Genomic DNA, 16,773 nt, shown 5'->3' with positions numbered 1-16,773 from the left:
AACTCCAAAAGAGGAAAAACTTATGATTACATTAAATGATTATCTGTATTCAGGAGATACGGTTTTAAAAATTTTACAGAAATATACCCGGGATCTGAGAAAAGAAGCGAAACTTACTCATAATGAGATTGATATGATGCATGTGAATTTCCTGATTCAGATCACAGAGCTTTTAGAACACAATGATTTCCTTACGGCCCAGTCCCAGAAGATCCGGGAATTTTATAAATATATGGCTCATGAATATCCGTTTCTTGCGTTTACATTTAAAGGAAGGATCAAATCGCTGATCCGGGCAGAAGAGAAATTTAACGGCTATATTGTGGAATATATTTACGATTATTATACAAAACATGGAATCTATCCTCCTGTGTCGGAACTGAAAAATAAACTCAGTTGTTTTCGGGATTTTATTGCATACAGAATTGTGTTGTGTATGCCCAAGTGTCATCTGAAACCAGGAGAAGATCAGGAAACGGCGTCGATCCGCTATCTTTATGAGATTGCCAATGTTCTTCCCGGGTTCCTGGAAGAACGAGGGTTTACGGTGGAGTCTGCCTATGGAGTAAAGAAAAGTACGTCGCCGCTTCTTAATGAAGATGTGAAGATGTATTACCGGGATTATATCTGTGGAACCAGCGGGGAAGGATATCAGTCATTACATATCACAGTTTATGATAACAGTTCCCGTTCTTTCATGGAGGTGCAGCTACGTACCCAGAAAATGGATGACACTGCGGAAATTGGTCCGGCGAATCATCTGGGATATGAGAAGAAACAGCAGGATGAGCGTGCAAGACGTGATGCTATTCCAGAAGGCGAGTGCGTTTATTTCGATGAAGCCTATGAACGGGGCATGCGTCTTTTGCAGCTGGAACTGGCAGATCTGGATGTAAATATGTTTTCCGCAGTAGATAACAGTCTGATCAATGATGGGTGCGGATTGTTCAGGGGAAGACTGATCTTACCTTATGAACATTTGTCAAGATTTCAGAATGATGTGATCGATTGAATAAAACACCTATCTTTTGATGTATAAAAATACAGGGAAATGACAAAAATTGATAAAATATGTAAATTTTTAGTTATATTTTAGGCATTCTATGGTACACTGGTATAGTATATCAAAAATGGGAGGAAAACTCGAAATGAGCAAAAAAGAAGGAAAAGGGTTAAAGTCTTTTAACAAGGGATTTCAAGTGCCTGACACCTACATTATTATCTTTTTAGTAGTTGTTGTCGCAGCACTTCTGACTTTCCTTGTACCAAAGGGATTTTACGAAACACAGGATATTTCGTACATGATCAATGGTGTTGAGAAAACCCGTACAGTAATCAAAGACGGAAGTTTCCAGTATCTGACAGACGATGCAGGAAATGTAGTAACAGAAGGAGTAGCACTCTTTAGTGGAGATGGTGGAACAGGATTCTTCAACTATATGTATAACGGAATCGTAAATAGTTCTGCAATCGAGATTATCGCATTCCTTATGGTAGTAGGTGGTGCATTCGGTATCATGATCCGTACAGGTGCGATTGAATCCGGATTGATCGGATTGATCCGTAAGGCAAAGGGAGCAGAAAAACTGCTGATTCCGATACTTTTCGTACTGTTTTCTCTTGGTGGAGCAGTTTTTGGAATGGGAGAAGAAGCACTTCCGTTTACTATGATTCTTTGTCCGTTGTTTGTAGCAGTTGGATATGATTCAGTTATCGCAGTTCTTGTTACTTATGTTGCAACACAGATTGGTTTCGGTTCATCCTGGATGAATCCATTCTCTGTAGGTATTGCACAGGGTATTGCAGGTATTGATGTATTCTCCGGAGCAGGATTCCGTATGGTAATGTGGGTAGTATTTACAGTTCTTGGCTGTGGAATGACTATGTTCTATGCATCAAAGATCAAAAAGACTCCGACAATCTCAATCGCATATAAGACCGATGCATATTTCCGTGAGCAGAATGAAAAAACAGGAATTGACGAAGGACATTCATTTGGTCTTGGACACATTTTAGTTCTTCTGACACTGGCTGCTACAGTAGTATGGGTAGTTTGGGGAGTTATGACTCAAGGATACTACATGCCAGAGATTGCTACTCAGTTCTTCATTATGGGAATTGTTTCCGGTGTGATTGGAGTTATCTTTAAACTGAACGATATGAAAATGAATGATATCGCAACATCATTCAAAGATGGAGCAAAAGACCTGATCGGTGCTGCACTTGTTGTTGCTATGGCACAGGGCATCATGCAGGTTCTTGGTGGATCTGATCCGACAACACCTACGGTTATTAATACAATTATGTATAATATTTCAAATGCACTGTCTGGAGTTTCCGGAGCAGTTGCAGCAGTACTTATGTATCTGTTCCAGTCCGTATTCAACTTCTTCGTTGTATCCGGAACCGGACAGGCTGCGATTACAATGCCAATCATGGCTCCACTGTCAGACCTGTTAGGTGTTTCACGTCAGACAGCTGTAGTTGCATTCCAGCTTGGTGATGCATTTACAAACCTGATTGTTCCTACATCAGGATGCCTGATCGGATCTCTTGCAATTGCAAAGATTGAGTGGTCTAACTGGATTAAATTCATGTGGAAATTCCTTGGTGTATTAATGATTGGTGCAATTATTACAATTCTTATTGCAGTTGGAACTGGATTCTAAAACATACATTTGATAATTGAGAGTGATTTATGATGAAATTAATTCAGAATATTGATGTCTATGCCCCACAGCATCTGGGGAAAAAAGATGTACTTATAATCAATGATAAGATTGTCAAGATTAAAGATGCAGGCTCTATATGCGCAGACGGATTTCTTTCTGAGGCAGAAATGATCAATGGAGAGGGGTTACTTTTAACTCCGGGATTCATTGACTGTCATGTTCATGTACTTGGAGGCGGTGGCGAAGGTGGATTCGCCAATCGTACTCCGGAAGCAACGATGGAAGGACTTACGAAGTTTGGAGTAACAACAGTTGTTGGCTGCCTTGGAACGGATGGAATCGGTCGTGATATGTGTGCACTGGTTGCAAAGACAAAAGGATTGAATGAGCAGGGAATGTCTGCATACTGTTATACAGGCAGTTATCAGATTCCGGTTCATACGTTGACGGACAGTATTGTCAAAGATATTATGATGATTCAGGAAATCATTGGAACCGGAGAAATCGCGATTTCTGATCATCGTTCTTCACAGCCGACTTTTGAGGAATTTGCGCGTGTCGTTGCGGATACAAGACTTGGCGGTGTTCTTTCTGGGAAAGCAGGTATTGTAAATGTTCATCTTGGCGACAGTCCGAGATGCTTAGATCTTATTGAACGAGTGGTAGATGAGACAGAGATACCGGCTTCTCAAATACTGCCAACACATATCAATCGAAATGAGATGCTTTTTGGCAAGTCGATTGAGTATGCGCTGAAAGGCGGAGCAGTAGACTTTACCGGAAATGAAGATATTGACTATTGGGAAACTATCTGTGATGAGGTACGTGTATGTAATGGTATCAAACGGATGCTGGATGCAGGAGTAAATCCTGACCGTATGACAATTTCTTCTGATGGACAGGGAAGCCTTCCGATGTACAGTAGTGATGGTGAATTCCTTGGAATGGGCGTTGGACAGTCCAGCTGCCTTCTGAAGGAAGTAAAGGAATGTGTATTTAAAACAGAAATTCCTTTAGAAATAGCTATTTCTACAATTACATCTAATCCGGCAGATATTCTTCGGCTCAAAGGAAAAGGTAAGGTTGAAGAAGGCTATGATGCGGATCTTTGTATTCTTGACCAGGAACTTCAGCTTGTTGAAGTAATTGCAAAAGGGAATACAGTTTATACAAAATAAAGTATATTGATGTTAAAAGCACTAGTCATTCAGTTGGCTGGTGCTTTTTGCAATATTAAATTCACTTTAATAAGCACTTTATGATATAATGGGCTCGTAGTCTTTTAAAGACATAAGAACGGGTATAAGGAGAATATAGTATTGATTAATCAGACAGCGAAGAAGATTTTGAAAGCTCTGTCTTTTGATGGTGTGGAAGTAGAAGCATTTCGTCATATGGCGGATTTAAAACGATTGGATCCGATGAAGATTTTTTATAAAAAAATAGATGAGAAAATATATAACGGGAGTCATGCAGTCCCGATTCGTATTTTCTTTCCAACTGAAAAAAGTTTTCGTGAGAGTGAAGAAAAGAAACATAATATTCAAGATAAAAAGATGCTTTTGTTTATACATGGCGGCGGCTGGGTTACAGAGAGTATCGATAATTATGAAAGAATTTGTGCCCGGCTTGCTAATGCAACCGGACAATATGTAGTTGCAGTTGAATACCGACTGGCACCGGAAGATAAATTCCCGGCAGGTCTGGAAGATTGTTATGCCGTTGCGAAAACATTATATTCCGGAGATTTTATGCTCAACATAAAACCCGAAAATATTACATTGATCGGAGATAGTGCTGGAGGGAATCTTTGTGCAGCATTATCTTTGATGGCTAGAGATCGTGGAGAATTTATGCCAAAAAGACAGATACTGATCTATCCGGCTACATATAATGATTATACAGAAAATTCACCATTTCCATCTGTTAAGGAAAATGGAACAGATTATCTTTTGACAGCTGGGAAGATGCAGGATTATATTGATCTTTATGCGAGAAATAAAGAGGATAAGAAGAATCCTTATTTTGCACCATACATAGCAGAAGATTTAGCGAATCAACCTGATACATTGATTCTTACATGTGAATTTGATCCACTTCGAGATGAAGGGGAAGCATATGGGAAGCGCTTAAAAGAGGCTGGAAATTATGTGGAGATACATCGGATCAAAGATGCATTACATGGATATTTTGCATTGGGGATCAAGCAGCTTCATGTACAGGAAAGTTTCACCTATATCAATGAATTTCTGAAAGAGGAAACACTGTGAGTAAGAAAAAAGCACGTTGGAGAAAACTAGATAATGCAGCAAAATTATATTCTGCTGCCAGTAATAAAAAAGATACGAGAGTGTTTCGTTTTTACTGCGAATTGAAAGAAGAAGTAAATCCTGACGTTTTGCAGGAAGCATTGAATCAGACAATAGAAACATTTCCTACGTTTTTAATGGTGCTTCGCAAAGGATTATTCTGGCATTATCTTGAGCCATGTAATTTACGACCGATTGTAAAGGAAGAGTACAAAGAGCCTTGTAGTAGACTCTATATAAAGGATAAGAAGACACTGCTTTTTGAAGTAACCTATTATAAAAAACGAATCAACTTCGAAGTATTCCATGTATTGACAGATGGCACAGGAGCGACAGAATTTTTAAAAGAACTGGTAAAAAATTATCTCTATCTTATTCACAAAGTAAATGGATTAGAACCAGTTTCATTGTTACCAGAAGATATGACGGTACAAGATCAAGAAGTTGATAGTTTTTTGAAATATTATTCAAAAGATCAGAAACGACCGGAAAAAAGAAAACTACATGCTTTCCAGATACGGAAAAGAAAGAAAGATGGAAATCATCTGCACGTCCATGAATCTGTTGTTTCAGTTCAGGCAGTATTGAAGCGGAGCAGGGAACTCGGAGTATCTATGACAGTCTTTTTGACAGCATTATTTATGATGGCAATAAATGAAGAAATGTCTAAAATGCAAAAGAAAAAGCCGGTCGTGTTAATGGTTCCGGTTAACTTAAGAAAGTTTTTCCCGTCTTTATCGATGCTGAATTTTTTTAATTGGATTGAGCCGGGATATAATTTTACTACACAAGATCAAAGTTTTGAGGCAATACTGAAATATACGAAAGAATTTTTTGAGACAGAACTGACAAAAGAAAAGATGTCAGCACATATCAGCGAGTTGCTTGCTTTGGAACTGCATCCGATTCTGAGGCTTGCACCTTTGGAACTGAAAAATCTATGTATTCAGGCCGGGGCAAAATATTCAGAGAAGAACACGACAGCAATCTTCTCTAATATGAGTGCGGTTAAAATACATGCGAGTTATGTACCTTATATCGAACGATTTGGTGTGTACACAAACACTCCTAAGTTTGAATTGTGTTTGTGTTCTTTTCAGGATAAATTATCATTTGCATTTACATCCAGATACGACACAGTGAACATTGAACGTAATTTTTATCGCTTGTTAAAAGAACAGGGAATTGCATCTGAAAAAGTAAAACCTGAATTTCCAAAGACAGATGAGCCAAGCGAACAGGAAATGAAAGTCTATAAAATTTATAGCTTTCTGTGTATTGCAATTGTTGCAGCAATGCTTGTTACGGAGTATAATTTCCATCCTAGAATTCGCTGGACCTTATTCACAGCCGGAGGCGTTGTGACAATGTGGATTGCCTCATCGATTGGATTTTTTAAACGCTATAATCTGCTGAAAAATGCGATGTGGCAGCTTTTTATCGGTACTATTATCTGCTTTATATGGGATGCACTGACCGGTTGGCACAGTTGGTCTGTAGATTTTGTGCTGCCGATCATGAGTGTATCTACACTTGCAGCGATGTTTGTAATCGCTAAGGTGCGGAAATGTCCTGTGCGAGAGTATCTTATTTACGAAATTATGGCTGCCGGATACGGATTGATTCTTCCGGGAATCTTACTCTTATGCAAAGTGGTGAAAAGTCCAACAGTAAGTATGTTTGGAGCGTTAATATGTTTCCTGTTTCTTGTAGCAGTGATATTGTTTAAAGGAAGAGAATTTAAAGAAGAGATGCAGAAAAATCTGCATGTATAAAATAGTGTTGATGAAACATTAGAGCGTGTCTGAAAATGCTGAACTGAATAATTTCACTTTGTCAGAAAGCATTGTTAGAAGTAGCAAAATAAAGGAGTATTTAATTATGAAGTATGAAACAATAGACAGAATTAGAAAATTTACAGAAGATCGAAACTGGGATCAGTTTCATTCGCCGGCAAATCTTGCAAAATCAATCGTGATTGAGGCAGCAGAGTTATTAGAGTGTTTTCAGTGGTCTGATGAAGAATATGATCTGCAACATGTCAAGGAGGAATTGGCGGATGTTTTGGTTTATAGTCAGAATCTGTTAGACAAACTGGAACTGGATGCAGATGAAATCATAAATATGAAGATGTCGCAGAATGAAGCAAAGTATCCGGTAGATAAGGCAAAAGGGAGTGCGGCCAAGTACGATCAGCTATAATAGTGGAAAAGGAAGAGGCGTTATAAGAACAATGATAAAAATACTATTTATATGCCACGGCACTCTTTGAAAGCTTCGCCCAAAAGCCAGTAAAATCACAGTCTGAAGGGCATAGGCGGTTAGAAAATAACCCCAAAATAACCCACGGTATTTTGTGCAGATATGTCTGGGATGCAATATGATGGAATGGTTACAAGAAAAATTTGTAGGAATATAAAGATATGGAATTAAGATTATTACGCTATTTTTTAACAGTAGCAAAAGAACAGAGCTTTACAAAAGCAGCAGAACAATTGCATATTACCCAGCCAACGCTATCCAGACAAATGGCGGCATTTGAAGAGGACCTGGGAATAACATTATTTATTCGAAATGGGAAGAAAATATCGCTCACTGATGAAGGAATTTTATTAAAAAGGCGTGCTTTGGAGATTCTTAATCTTGAGGAAAGGACGCTTGAGGAATTGAAAGGAAAAGAAGAGGTTGTAGAGAGCACGATAACCATTGGATGCGGTGAATTTGCAGCAGTGGAGACATTGGCGAAGATATGTAAAACATATAAAGAAAAATATCCGCTGGTTCAGATTGTATTGCATACTGCAACAGCAGATGCAGTGTATGAGATGATGAACAAAGGACTTGTAGATATTGCATTATTCATGGAGCCGGTGGACACCGAAGGGCTGGATTATATCCGGATCACAGATTGCGATCACTGGTGTGTCGGAATGCGGCCGGATGATCCGCTGGCAGAAAAAGAGTTTATAAAAAAAGAAGATCTTATTGGAAAGCCCTTGATCCTGCCGGAAAGAATGAACGTTCAAAGTGAACTTGCCAACTGGTTTGGGAAAGACTTTTCAAAATTACAGATTGCTTTTACGAGTAATCTTGGAACGAATGCCGGAGTTATGGCGGCAAATGGACTGGGGTATCCAATTTCAATTGAGGGTGCTGCAAAGTATTGGCGAGAGGATATTCTTGTACAGCGAAGAATTTCTCCTGAAATCAAGACCAGTACGGTGATTGCCTGGCGACGGAATATCCCATATTCTTTGGCAGTCCGTAAAATGATCGAGGAGATTAATGCTTTTCAGGCATAAAACAAAATTCAATATAAGCATTAGACATAATGAAGCGATAGAGCTTAAAATAGATGTGTAAGATGAATGTAAATCTTATACATCTATTTTTTTGTGAAAAATACGTATAGAAAGGGGCTTTTTATTATGAGTAAAAAATTAGTGGCATTTTTCAGTGCAAGCGGAACAACAAAAAAAGTAGCACAGATGATCGCAGAGGAAGCAAAAGCGGATTTGTTTGAGATTGAGCCGAAAGTTCCATATACAAAGCCTGATCTTGACTGGATGAATAAAAAATCCAGAAGCAGTGTGGAAATGAGTGATAAAAAATATAGACCGGCGATTATGAAAAAAGAGATGGATATGAGTTCTTATGACGAGATCCTTCTGGGATTCCCAATCTGGTGGTATGTGGCTCCGACAATCATCAATACATTTTTAGAAGCTTACGATTTCAGTGGTAAAAAGATTGTGCTTTTTGCAACATCCGGAGGAAGTGGATTTGGAAACACTGTGAAAGAATTGCAGTCATCTGCACCAGACGCAGTTATTACAGAAGGCAGACTGTTAAATTGTGGAACAAAACAGGAAATCAGTGAATGGGTAAACTCTTTATAAACAACAGCGTTATGGAGGTATACAGAATATGCGAAAAATAGTACAGACAGCAGGGAGAAATACACTTGGTGAATTCGCACCGGAATTTGCACATTTTAACGATGATGTACTTTTCGGCGAAAACTGGAATAATCAGGACATCGACGTAAAAACAAGAAGCATTATTACAGTGGTTGCTCTGATGGCTTCCGGAATTACGGATTCTTCTTTAAGATATCATCTTCAAAATGCAAAAAATCATGGTGTGACACAAAAAGAGATTGCTGCAGTGATCACACATGCCGCATTCTATGCAGGTTGGCCAAAAGCATGGGCTGTTTTCAATCTTGCAAAGGAAGTGTGGGAAACAGGCGAAGGAGATTTGCCATACGAAGAGGAAGCGATGCGGGCGCATGCAAAAGAGATGGTATTTCCAATTGGTGCACCAAACGATGGCTTTGCACAGTATTTTTCGGGCAGGAGTTTTCTTGCACCGATTTCTACTTCTCAGGTTGGAATTTTCAATGTGACATTCGAACCAGGATGCAGAAATAACTGGCATATCCATCATGCAAAAAGTGGAGGCGGACAGATTCTGGTATGCGTTGCCGGAAGAGGATATTATCAGGTAGAAGGTAAAGAAGCTGTAGAAATGAAGCCAGGCGACTGCATTAATATTCCGGCAGAAGTAAAACACTGGCATGGCGCAGCACCGGATGAATGGTTTTCACATCTGGCAATAGAAGTTCCGGGCGAAAATAGTTCCAATGAATGGCTTGAACCGGTAAGTGATGAAGAATATAGAAAACTAAAATAGGAAGGTTGAAAAAACTATATTTATAAGACAATTTGAAAGTTGTAAAGTGGTGTAAAGATTAATGATCTTTGTATTGGCATCGAAAATATATTTATTTCTCCGCGGCTTTTCTTCCAGGATGGGAGAGTGCCGCGGAGAATTTTTTGCGAAGAAAGAATTGCTATAGCTTTTGTAATTCCGGGAAAACCTTTATCTAAGAAAAAAATACAATATTAACATGAATATCATGAATATAATATTGGAGGCTGTGAATATTCCCAAATACTTCCCTCTCAGACTCCTGTTTTCTTTTGCAATATATTTGAAACTTATCAGGCTTGCCATGGATGCAATCAGAGTGCCGAGACCTCCAATATTGGTTCCGACAATTAAAGCCCGGTAATTATCTGTAAAGCCGGATAAAAGAAGCGCAGCGGGAACATTGCTCATAATCTGACTGGCAAGAACAGCAGTAAGTGTTTCCCTTCCTGCCATGATTCTTTCCAGAAAACTGCTGAATTGCGGAATCCTTCCAAGGTTGCCGATAAAAATAAATAATGCGATAAAGGTGGCAAGCAGGGAGTAATCCACCCTGCTTATATTTTCCCTGTTTCTTAGCAGTATATATATAAGAACCAATACAAGAGGAATCTGGTATGGAATGATACGTGCAACAGTGAGCAGGCAGATTGTAAATAAGATCAGGTAAGCGGCCAGGTATTCCATGTTAAGTTCTTTTCTGTCAGAGAATCCCAAAAGAGTTTTATCTTTTTCGGAACCGCATACGTGAGGTGCTTTGGCAGCGGCTACCTGTATCCATATCAGAAGAAGGATAAGTGCTGTGGCGGAATAGGGAAGCATCAGGGTTATTAATTCTGCCGCGGACATCCCTGCTCTGGCATATAGATAAAGGTTCTGCGGATTTCCGATTGGTGTAAGCATGCTTCCGAGATTAGCAGCGATTGTCTGCATGGCTACTATTTTAAGAAGCCAGTAATTGCCCAGTTCCTTTGGCAGTTTATGCACAATGATCAGTGCAAGAGGAACAAAAGTAATCAATGCCACATCATTGGTGATCACCATTGACAGGAAGAAACATAAGAGTACCAACAGCCTGATCGCACCCACAGTTCCCGATGTTCCCATCAGCAATTTTTTGGCAAGTATATCAAAAACACCAACAGCCTTCAAACCAGCTACAATTGCCATCAAACAGAAGAGGAGCCCGAGAGTCCTGAAATCGATATAAGTAAAATAAGCCTTATCCGGTCTGACCCAGAACATAGAAAGAAGCGCCAGGATCACTGCAATTGACAAAACGGTTTCTTTCCTGAAAAAAACATATAATTTTTGTAACATAATATTTCCTTTCCGGTCTGATACGACCGCGTATAAGTATATCACAGAAACATCCAGAAAAAAAGAATATCATTTTGTATTGTGGATTGTGTTTGCGATTACCGCCTCATTCTTGTATAATGAAAGGAGAACTGAAAAAATCTGTACTGCAGTCGTTGAAAGAGTTTCAGGCAAGGGCAAAAGCACAGGAGCAGGAAAATAAAGAAGTAGAAAAATCCAAAGCACATAAGAAGGGGGATGTAGAATTATGATAAATCTGGCAATGAACTTTGATACAGACGAATGTTCAGTAACGGCAATGTTTGATAAAGGAAACAGAAATGACACAATGGAAGCAATCGACCATATCATTCCATTTCTAAAAGGGGATGCGGATATGATCGTGCTTGTCTGCAATACCCTAAGAAAGCTGTTCTGCATGAGTGATGAAGGCTATGAGACTTTTCTTATGGACTTGGAAGATTATAAATCGGAACTGGAAGAGAGGGAATGAATTCAAGCCAGAGTGCAGTATAGCAGGTGAAAGATGAGAAGCGAAGGAAAAAGTGTCAGCATTGAGAAGTGTTAACAGGTATATATTGGAAGAATTCAGCCAGGGGAACTCTGGCTGATATAAAAACACATCTGCAGAAACAGTGACTGAAGAAATTTTGAGTAGTGGAATTGGGAAGAAGTATTTAGATACTATAATAAAGAGATTAGCTGGCTTGTATACTGACAGAGAGGACATAGTAAACAGATTTGCGTTATTATCAGGGATTGTAGGGAGATTCCGAAGAGCTTTTGTTCAGATGATGAAACAATAGGATTGGTACAGGAAATATATGGAACAAAAGTTAATAAAGGGATTTGTTGCGTTTTCTGCTATAATAATCTGCCAGCAAAGAATGTGTTGTCTGAATATGTTTGTGATTATAAGAAACGAGCAGGGTTATTTCAAAGATCTGCAGATTTAGAGTAGTTCTTTTTTTCTGAGAGAAAAATTAAAAATCGTTTTTGGTTCTTCTGGAGAGTGATTATAGCGTTTGGGAAACATCCGGAGAAACCATTACCTCAGGGTGTCGGTAAAGTTCTTTATCAAAGAGGGCTTTGAGATGCCCTTTCTTTTTTTATCCAAATCTTTCCTCTTGTTTACATATATAAACCTAAGAAAAAACTTGACGTTTAAATATTACAAGTGTAATATTTAAGAAAATACGAAAAAAGGAGAAATAAAACTATATGAGAAAAACGAAAAGAAAAAAACACACGAAGATTATTACAAAAATAGTTTTATTTAGCGGTATATTGATTGGTGGTGGAATCGGTATTGTAACAATAATGAATCGTAATGTTCCTGAAAAAAGACTAATGGAATATATGAAATATATTGAAAAAGGGGAATATGAGCAAATGTATGCCATGCTGGATCAGAAAAAAAGCAGCATGAACAGTAAGGAAGAATTTATAGAACGAAATTCTAAAATATATGAAGGCATTGAGATGTCTGATCTGTCCATAACCGATATTACAGCAAAAAGAAAAGAAAACGGAAATGCGGCAGTTTCCTATACAACAAATATGCAGACTGCTGCAGGAAATGTAGAATTTACCAACAATGCGGTATTTTCACATAACTGGACAGGATATCATTTAATCTGGCAGGATCAGTTGATTTTTCCAGAGTTATCTGCAACGGATAAAGTTCAGGTAACGTTAGAAGAGGCAAAAAGAGGAAATATTTTAGACAGAAATGGTCGCCAGCTGGCTGGAGAGGGAACTGCATCTTCGGTAGGAATTGTTCCGGGCAGAATGGAGAACAGGGAAGATACAATAAAAAAACTGGCAGAGTATCTTGGAATTGGAGCAGACGAAATTGAGGATAAGTTAAAAGCCGATTGGGTAAAAGCAGATTCTTTTGTACCAGTAGCAACAATTCCTAAAATACAAGAGGTCGATCTTCTGACAGTGAATCCGGATGAAACTGTTCTGGAAGAAAAAGAAAAGCAGGACACATTATTGAAGATTCCAGGTATTATGTTATCTGATGTAAAAGTACGAACTTATTATCTAAAAGAAGCTGCCTCTCATCTGGTAGGGTATGTACAGGCGGTTACAGCCGAGGATTTGCAGGAACATAAAGGGGAAGGGTATCGTACAAACAGTGTGATTGGAAAGACGGGACTGGAAACGCTTTATGAAAAAGAACTAAAAGGGACAGATGGGTGTGAGATCTGTATTGTAGATGCAAATGGAAATAAAAAAAGTGTCATTGCATATGAGCCTAAAAAAGATGGAGAAGATATCCATACTACGATTGATGGCGATCTTCAAAGTACTCTTTATGAACAATTTAAAGAAGACAGAGGATGTTCTGTAGCCTTGAATCCTTATACAGGGGAAGTACTGGCGTTGGTAAGTACGCCATCTTATGATAATAATGATTTTGTACGTGGAATGGACAATAGCCAGTGGAGTGCATTAAATGAAAATGAAGACAGGCCTTTATACAACCGCTTTCGCCAGACATGGTGTCCAGGCTCAACTTTTAAACCTGTAATTGCTGCAATTGGATTAAAAGTGGGGGCATTTACTGCAAATGACGATTTTGGAAATGAGGGTCTGGCATGGCAGAAAGATTCCTCGTGGGGAGATTATACAGTGACTACACTTCATGATTATGCACCTGTGATCTTGAAAAATGCGCTTATTTATTCAGATAATATTTATTTTGCAAAAGCAGCATTAAAAATCGGTGCGGATCAACTGATGCAATCTCTAAATCAAATAGGATTTAATCAGGAACTTCCATTTGATATTAAAATGTCAGAGTCTCAGTATTCTAATACGGACAAGATAGAAACAGAAATCCAGCTTGCTGACAGTGGGTATGGACAGGGACAGATTCTGGTAAATCCTTTGCATCTTGCAAGCATTTATACGGCTTTTCTAAATGATGGAAATATGATAAAGCCATATCTTCACGCGGATGGAAGCACTTCCAGTGAAATCTGGATAAAAGATGCTTTTTCACCACAGATTGTTTTGGAGGTTATGGAGGGGCTAGAGGGTGTAGTGAATAACCCGGAAGGAACTGGTTATGGAGCATGCCGGGAAGACATTAGATTAGCAGGAAAAACCGGAACAGCGGAACTGAAAGCTACAAAAGAAGATACATCTGGAACAGAAATTGGCTGGTTTACAGTTTTTACTACAGATAGAGATACAGAGAATCCTATTTTGCTCATCAGTATGGTAGAGAATGTGAAAGATATTGGAGGAAGCGGTTATGTGGTGGAAAAGGATAAGGCGATACTGGATGAATATCTCGGTAATGAATAATTTTTACCTTTAAATATTACAAATGTAAGAGGAAAATGATATGAAAAAAATTTGGAAAATATTTTGGGGAGTTATTTTTCTTGCTGTCTGTAGTGGATGTGGCATAAAGAAAGAGCAGAAAAAGACAATTGAAGATACGAAAGAAAAAATTTACAGAGAGTGTGAAATGCTGGCAGAAGACTATCAGAGCATATATGAGAATGCTGCGAAAGAAAATGCACTATATGAGCTGAGTACAATACAAAAAAGTATGGATTATTTTGGAAAATATGGATATGCAGTAATTGATTCCTACAATCAGCTGGATATGGTTCAAAGTATTAAAGTAGATGATTTTTTGAAAAAAGCAGAAAAAGAGAAGAATGGAAAAACTACTATATTTCAAGTTATAGCAGGAGATCATTTTATTCGGTATGATCTGAAAACCAAACAGGGGAAAATAGACGTTGAAGTAAGCTCTTTTAAATGGAAAGAGGATACTTGGCAGGAAACATATTATCATGAGTTTAGAGCTAATTCATGGAAATATACAGAAAACGGGTATTTCTTTATGGAAGAATATCATCCGGCTGGATATGATGGACCGTCTGGATATCGGGCCTTTCGGGTAGTGCCGTTAAATAAAAAATGCAGGGAGCTGAATCGAAAATATATACTTCCTTTTGGATATACACTTAATAAATTGTTTACTTCTAATTGGAGTGAAAAAAATTATGATGGAATAAATTTTTATGATGTTTTTGACCGTTTACTTTCAATGGAAGAAAAAACTGATGAATTTAAGGAAGGAAAGACTTATGAAATCCCAAAAGAATCATTTGAAGCGATATTTCAAAAATATTTTAATATAAGCGCAGAGATACTGCAGACAGGAACGGTATTTCACACGGAAACACAGACATATCGGTATCGAACCAGAGGAATCGTATATGATTTTGCTCCCACACCATATATTCCATATCCGGAAGTTGTTTCCTACATAGAAAATCAAGATGGAACAATAACACTGGAAGTAAATGCGGTATGGCCACAAAAAGAATTAGATCAGGCGTTTTGTCATAGCGTAACCATTCGGCTGTTAGATAAAGATAGATTTCAATATGTATCCAATTATGTATCAAGGTCAGAAATAGAGGTTACCTGGTATACGGAAAGATTATCAGACGAAAAGTGGGAGGAATGTTATGGAGATAATTGATATGAGTACAAAAAGAAAACTGAAAAAGATGGTGAGTGTTTTATTTATTTTGGGATGCTTTTTCATAGGAAATACAAAATGTAAAGGGGCTGATTTAGAATATATTTCACAGGAAACTGCGAATTATGCTGTACAAGAAAGAGGATATGATTTGCCAGTAGATGAAGTCGTGAAAGAAGAAGCTATTGAAGATTGTAAGAATGTTATGAATCAGATGAAAGCCATTTATCAAAAGGCGGATAAAGGAACTTCATCGAATGTAGTAGTTTCTGAGACAGTAATGGAAGAAATGCAGGAAGTATTAAAGGAAAAAAATGTCCCTGTTATTACATCAGCGCCGTATTCAAATATGGCTAATTATTCTAAAATGGAAGAATTTCTTTTCAGGGCAGAACAGGATCTGACAGGAGATATCGTCTTATATAGGATTAACAGGGATGGTGGGATAGAAAGACTCAAATTCAATTATGATGGGACAGATATGTATTTGCTGGCTGTGAAAGCTGTTTGGGGTATGAACGACAATCCATCTATTGTATATGTTTCGTATACAAGGATAGAAGAATGGAAATATACAGAAAAAGGCTGGTTTGGTTATACGCTATGCGTTCCAAAGTATCCGGAAGTATCAGAAGCGGTTGATGGCAGTTCTATGATAAGAATTAAACCTTTAAGTGATGAATGCCGGGAAGTTTCGAAGAAGTGTGTGTATTTGCTTGGATATCAGGGGAATAATCTTTTATGTTCTGATTGGGATAGATCTGATATGGAAGGGTTAGATTATAATGGTTTATATGAATATTTATATCGAATGAAATACGGGGAGAGATATGAGTTTTCAGGTAACTCAAGTGGAATTCCGGCAGAAGAGTTTGAAAATCTGATAATGGAGTTTTTGCCGATAACAGCGGAGCAAATTAAAAAATGGGCAGTATTTGATTCGGAACATCAAACTTATGACTGGGAACGATTAGGTTGTTTAAATTATAGCCCTACTTATTTTGGAACATCTTTACCGGAGGTCGTTGAAATAAGAGATATCGGAGAGGGAAACAATGTGCTGGTTGTTGATGCTGTATGTGATACATTTATATGTAATGATACCGTTATTACAAGTGAGCTGACTGTTAAGTTCAACGATGATAAGAGTTTTAAATATATGGGGAATAAAATTCTGAATAATGGTACGAAAGAAGTTCCCAAATATCAATATAGAATAAAAAGAAAGAACTGATAACAA

At 38.1% G+C, this 16,773-nt stretch carries 15 protein-coding genes; 14 read left to right on the top strand and 1 reads right to left on the bottom strand.

Annotated elements, in window-relative coordinates; translation table 11 throughout:
* The first annotated feature begins 22 nt into the window (after window positions 1-22).
* The 9 genes from ACESZG_RS01470 to ACESZG_RS01430 all read left to right on the top strand — a co-directional run bounded on the left by ACESZG_RS01470 (window position 23) and on the right by ACESZG_RS01430 (window position 9,676).
* Entirely contained in the window at window positions 23-1,012 is a 990-nt protein-coding gene (locus tag ACESZG_RS01470) for a guanosine polyphosphate pyrophosphohydrolase (protein WP_118409446.1), read from the top strand.
* A 136-nt stretch (window positions 1,013-1,148) separates the two neighbouring features.
* A complete protein-coding gene (yfcC, locus tag ACESZG_RS01465; RefSeq protein ID WP_173704523.1) occupies window positions 1,149-2,669 on the top strand; it encodes a putative basic amino acid antiporter YfcC in 1,521 nt (506 codons plus the stop codon).
* A gap of 32 nt (window positions 2,670-2,701) precedes the next feature.
* Entirely contained in the window at window positions 2,702-3,850 is a 1,149-nt protein-coding gene (iadA, locus tag ACESZG_RS01460) for a beta-aspartyl-peptidase (RefSeq protein ID WP_044952676.1), read from the top strand.
* Window positions 3,851-3,991: 141 nt separating this feature from the next.
* Window positions 3,992-4,942, top strand: a complete 951-nt coding sequence (locus tag ACESZG_RS01455; protein WP_179979036.1) for an alpha/beta hydrolase — start codon at window positions 3,992-3,994, stop codon at window positions 4,940-4,942.
* Window positions 4,939-6,756 (top strand): DUF6320 domain-containing protein, encoded by a 1,818-nt coding sequence (locus ACESZG_RS01450; RefSeq protein ID WP_173704522.1) that lies wholly within the window; start codon window positions 4,939-4,941, stop codon window positions 6,754-6,756. Before ACESZG_RS01455 ends, ACESZG_RS01450 begins: the two co-directional genes overlap by 4 nt.
* 106 nt (window positions 6,757-6,862) lie before the next feature.
* Complete coding sequence (locus ACESZG_RS01445; RefSeq protein ID WP_008703857.1) at window positions 6,863-7,183, top strand: nucleotide pyrophosphohydrolase; 321 nt, start codon at window positions 6,863-6,865, stop codon at window positions 7,181-7,183.
* A 221-nt stretch (window positions 7,184-7,404) separates the two neighbouring features.
* A complete protein-coding gene (locus ACESZG_RS01440; protein WP_008703856.1) occupies window positions 7,405-8,283 on the top strand; it encodes a LysR family transcriptional regulator in 879 nt (292 codons plus the stop codon).
* Window positions 8,284-8,409: 126 nt separating this feature from the next.
* Window positions 8,410-8,880, top strand: coding sequence for a flavodoxin (locus tag ACESZG_RS01435; RefSeq protein ID WP_118593236.1), 471 nt, complete (start codon window positions 8,410-8,412; stop codon window positions 8,878-8,880).
* A 28-nt stretch (window positions 8,881-8,908) separates the two neighbouring features.
* Window positions 8,909-9,676, top strand: a complete 768-nt coding sequence (locus ACESZG_RS01430) for a carboxymuconolactone decarboxylase family protein (protein ID WP_119250628.1) — start codon at window positions 8,909-8,911, stop codon at window positions 9,674-9,676.
* A gap of 189 nt (window positions 9,677-9,865) precedes the next feature.
* On the opposite strand, the gene ACESZG_RS01425 is transcribed toward ACESZG_RS01430, so the two are convergent.
* Window positions 9,866-11,014: an SLC13 family permease gene (locus tag ACESZG_RS01425; RefSeq protein WP_055153005.1), complete on the bottom strand. Its 1,149-nt coding sequence runs from the start codon at window positions 11,012-11,014 to the stop codon at window positions 9,866-9,868.
* 119 nt (window positions 11,015-11,133) lie between these two features.
* On the opposite strand from ACESZG_RS01425, the gene ACESZG_RS01420 reads away from it, so the two are divergent.
* The 5 genes from ACESZG_RS01420 to ACESZG_RS01400 all read left to right on the top strand — a co-directional run bounded on the left by ACESZG_RS01420 (window position 11,134) and on the right by ACESZG_RS01400 (window position 16,767).
* Window positions 11,134-11,265 carry a hypothetical protein gene (locus ACESZG_RS01420; RefSeq protein WP_008703848.1) on the top strand — a complete coding sequence of 44 codons (132 nt, stop codon included), beginning with the start codon at window positions 11,134-11,136 and terminating at the stop codon, window positions 11,263-11,265.
* Window positions 11,262-11,507, top strand: a complete 246-nt coding sequence (locus ACESZG_RS01415) for a transposon-transfer assisting family protein (protein ID WP_368262107.1) — start codon at window positions 11,262-11,264, stop codon at window positions 11,505-11,507. Before ACESZG_RS01420 ends, ACESZG_RS01415 begins: the two co-directional genes overlap by 4 nt.
* A gap of 728 nt (window positions 11,508-12,235) precedes the next feature.
* Window positions 12,236-14,335, top strand: coding sequence for a penicillin-binding transpeptidase domain-containing protein (locus ACESZG_RS01410; protein ID WP_373217404.1), 2,100 nt, complete (start codon window positions 12,236-12,238; stop codon window positions 14,333-14,335).
* A gap of 40 nt (window positions 14,336-14,375) precedes the next feature.
* Window positions 14,376-15,533: a DUF6070 family protein gene (locus ACESZG_RS01405; protein ID WP_055052404.1), complete on the top strand. Its 1,158-nt coding sequence runs from the start codon at window positions 14,376-14,378 to the stop codon at window positions 15,531-15,533.
* Window positions 15,520-16,767, top strand: coding sequence for a DUF6070 family protein (locus ACESZG_RS01400; protein ID WP_373217402.1), 1,248 nt, complete (start codon window positions 15,520-15,522; stop codon window positions 16,765-16,767). The genes ACESZG_RS01405 and ACESZG_RS01400 overlap by 14 nt, the downstream gene beginning before the upstream one ends.
* Window positions 16,768-16,773: the final 6 nt, after the last annotated feature.

The organism is Blautia sp. Marseille-P2398 (assembly GCF_964240315.1).
Taxonomy (GTDB): domain Bacteria; phylum Bacillota; class Clostridia; order Lachnospirales; family Lachnospiraceae; genus Blautia_A; species Blautia_A wexlerae.
Note: the sequence above shows the minus strand (reverse complement) of the source record. Positions and strands in the feature narration are given on the sequence as shown.

Bases quoted from the DNA above. Each gene is read 5' to 3' on its own strand.
- ACESZG_RS01470 (WP_118409446.1), top strand. From the start codon at position 23: ATGATTACATTAAATGATTATCTGTATTCAGGAGATACGGTTTTAAAA.
- yfcC (WP_173704523.1), top strand. From the start codon at position 1,149: ATGAGCAAAAAAGAAGGAAAAGGGTTAAAGTCTTTTAACAAGGGATTT.
- iadA (WP_044952676.1), top strand. From the start codon at position 2,702: ATGAAATTAATTCAGAATATTGATGTCTATGCCCCACAGCATCTGGGG.
- ACESZG_RS01445 (WP_008703857.1), top strand. From the start codon at position 6,863: ATGAAGTATGAAACAATAGACAGAATTAGAAAATTTACAGAAGATCGA.
- ACESZG_RS01440 (WP_008703856.1), top strand. From the start codon at position 7,405: ATGGAATTAAGATTATTACGCTATTTTTTAACAGTAGCAAAAGAACAG.
- ACESZG_RS01435 (WP_118593236.1), top strand. From the start codon at position 8,410: ATGAGTAAAAAATTAGTGGCATTTTTCAGTGCAAGCGGAACAACAAAA.
- ACESZG_RS01430 (WP_119250628.1), top strand. From the start codon at position 8,909: ATGCGAAAAATAGTACAGACAGCAGGGAGAAATACACTTGGTGAATTC.
- ACESZG_RS01425 (WP_055153005.1), bottom strand. From the start codon at position 11,014: ATGTTACAAAAATTATATGTTTTTTTCAGGAAAGAAACCGTTTTGTCA.
- ACESZG_RS01420 (WP_008703848.1), top strand. From the start codon at position 11,134: ATGAAAGGAGAACTGAAAAAATCTGTACTGCAGTCGTTGAAAGAGTTT.
- ACESZG_RS01415 (WP_368262107.1), top strand. From the start codon at position 11,262: ATGATAAATCTGGCAATGAACTTTGATACAGACGAATGTTCAGTAACG.
- ACESZG_RS01410 (WP_373217404.1), top strand. From the start codon at position 12,236: ATGAGAAAAACGAAAAGAAAAAAACACACGAAGATTATTACAAAAATA.
- ACESZG_RS01405 (WP_055052404.1), top strand. From the start codon at position 14,376: ATGAAAAAAATTTGGAAAATATTTTGGGGAGTTATTTTTCTTGCTGTC.
- ACESZG_RS01400 (WP_373217402.1), top strand. From the start codon at position 15,520: ATGGAGATAATTGATATGAGTACAAAAAGAAAACTGAAAAAGATGGTG.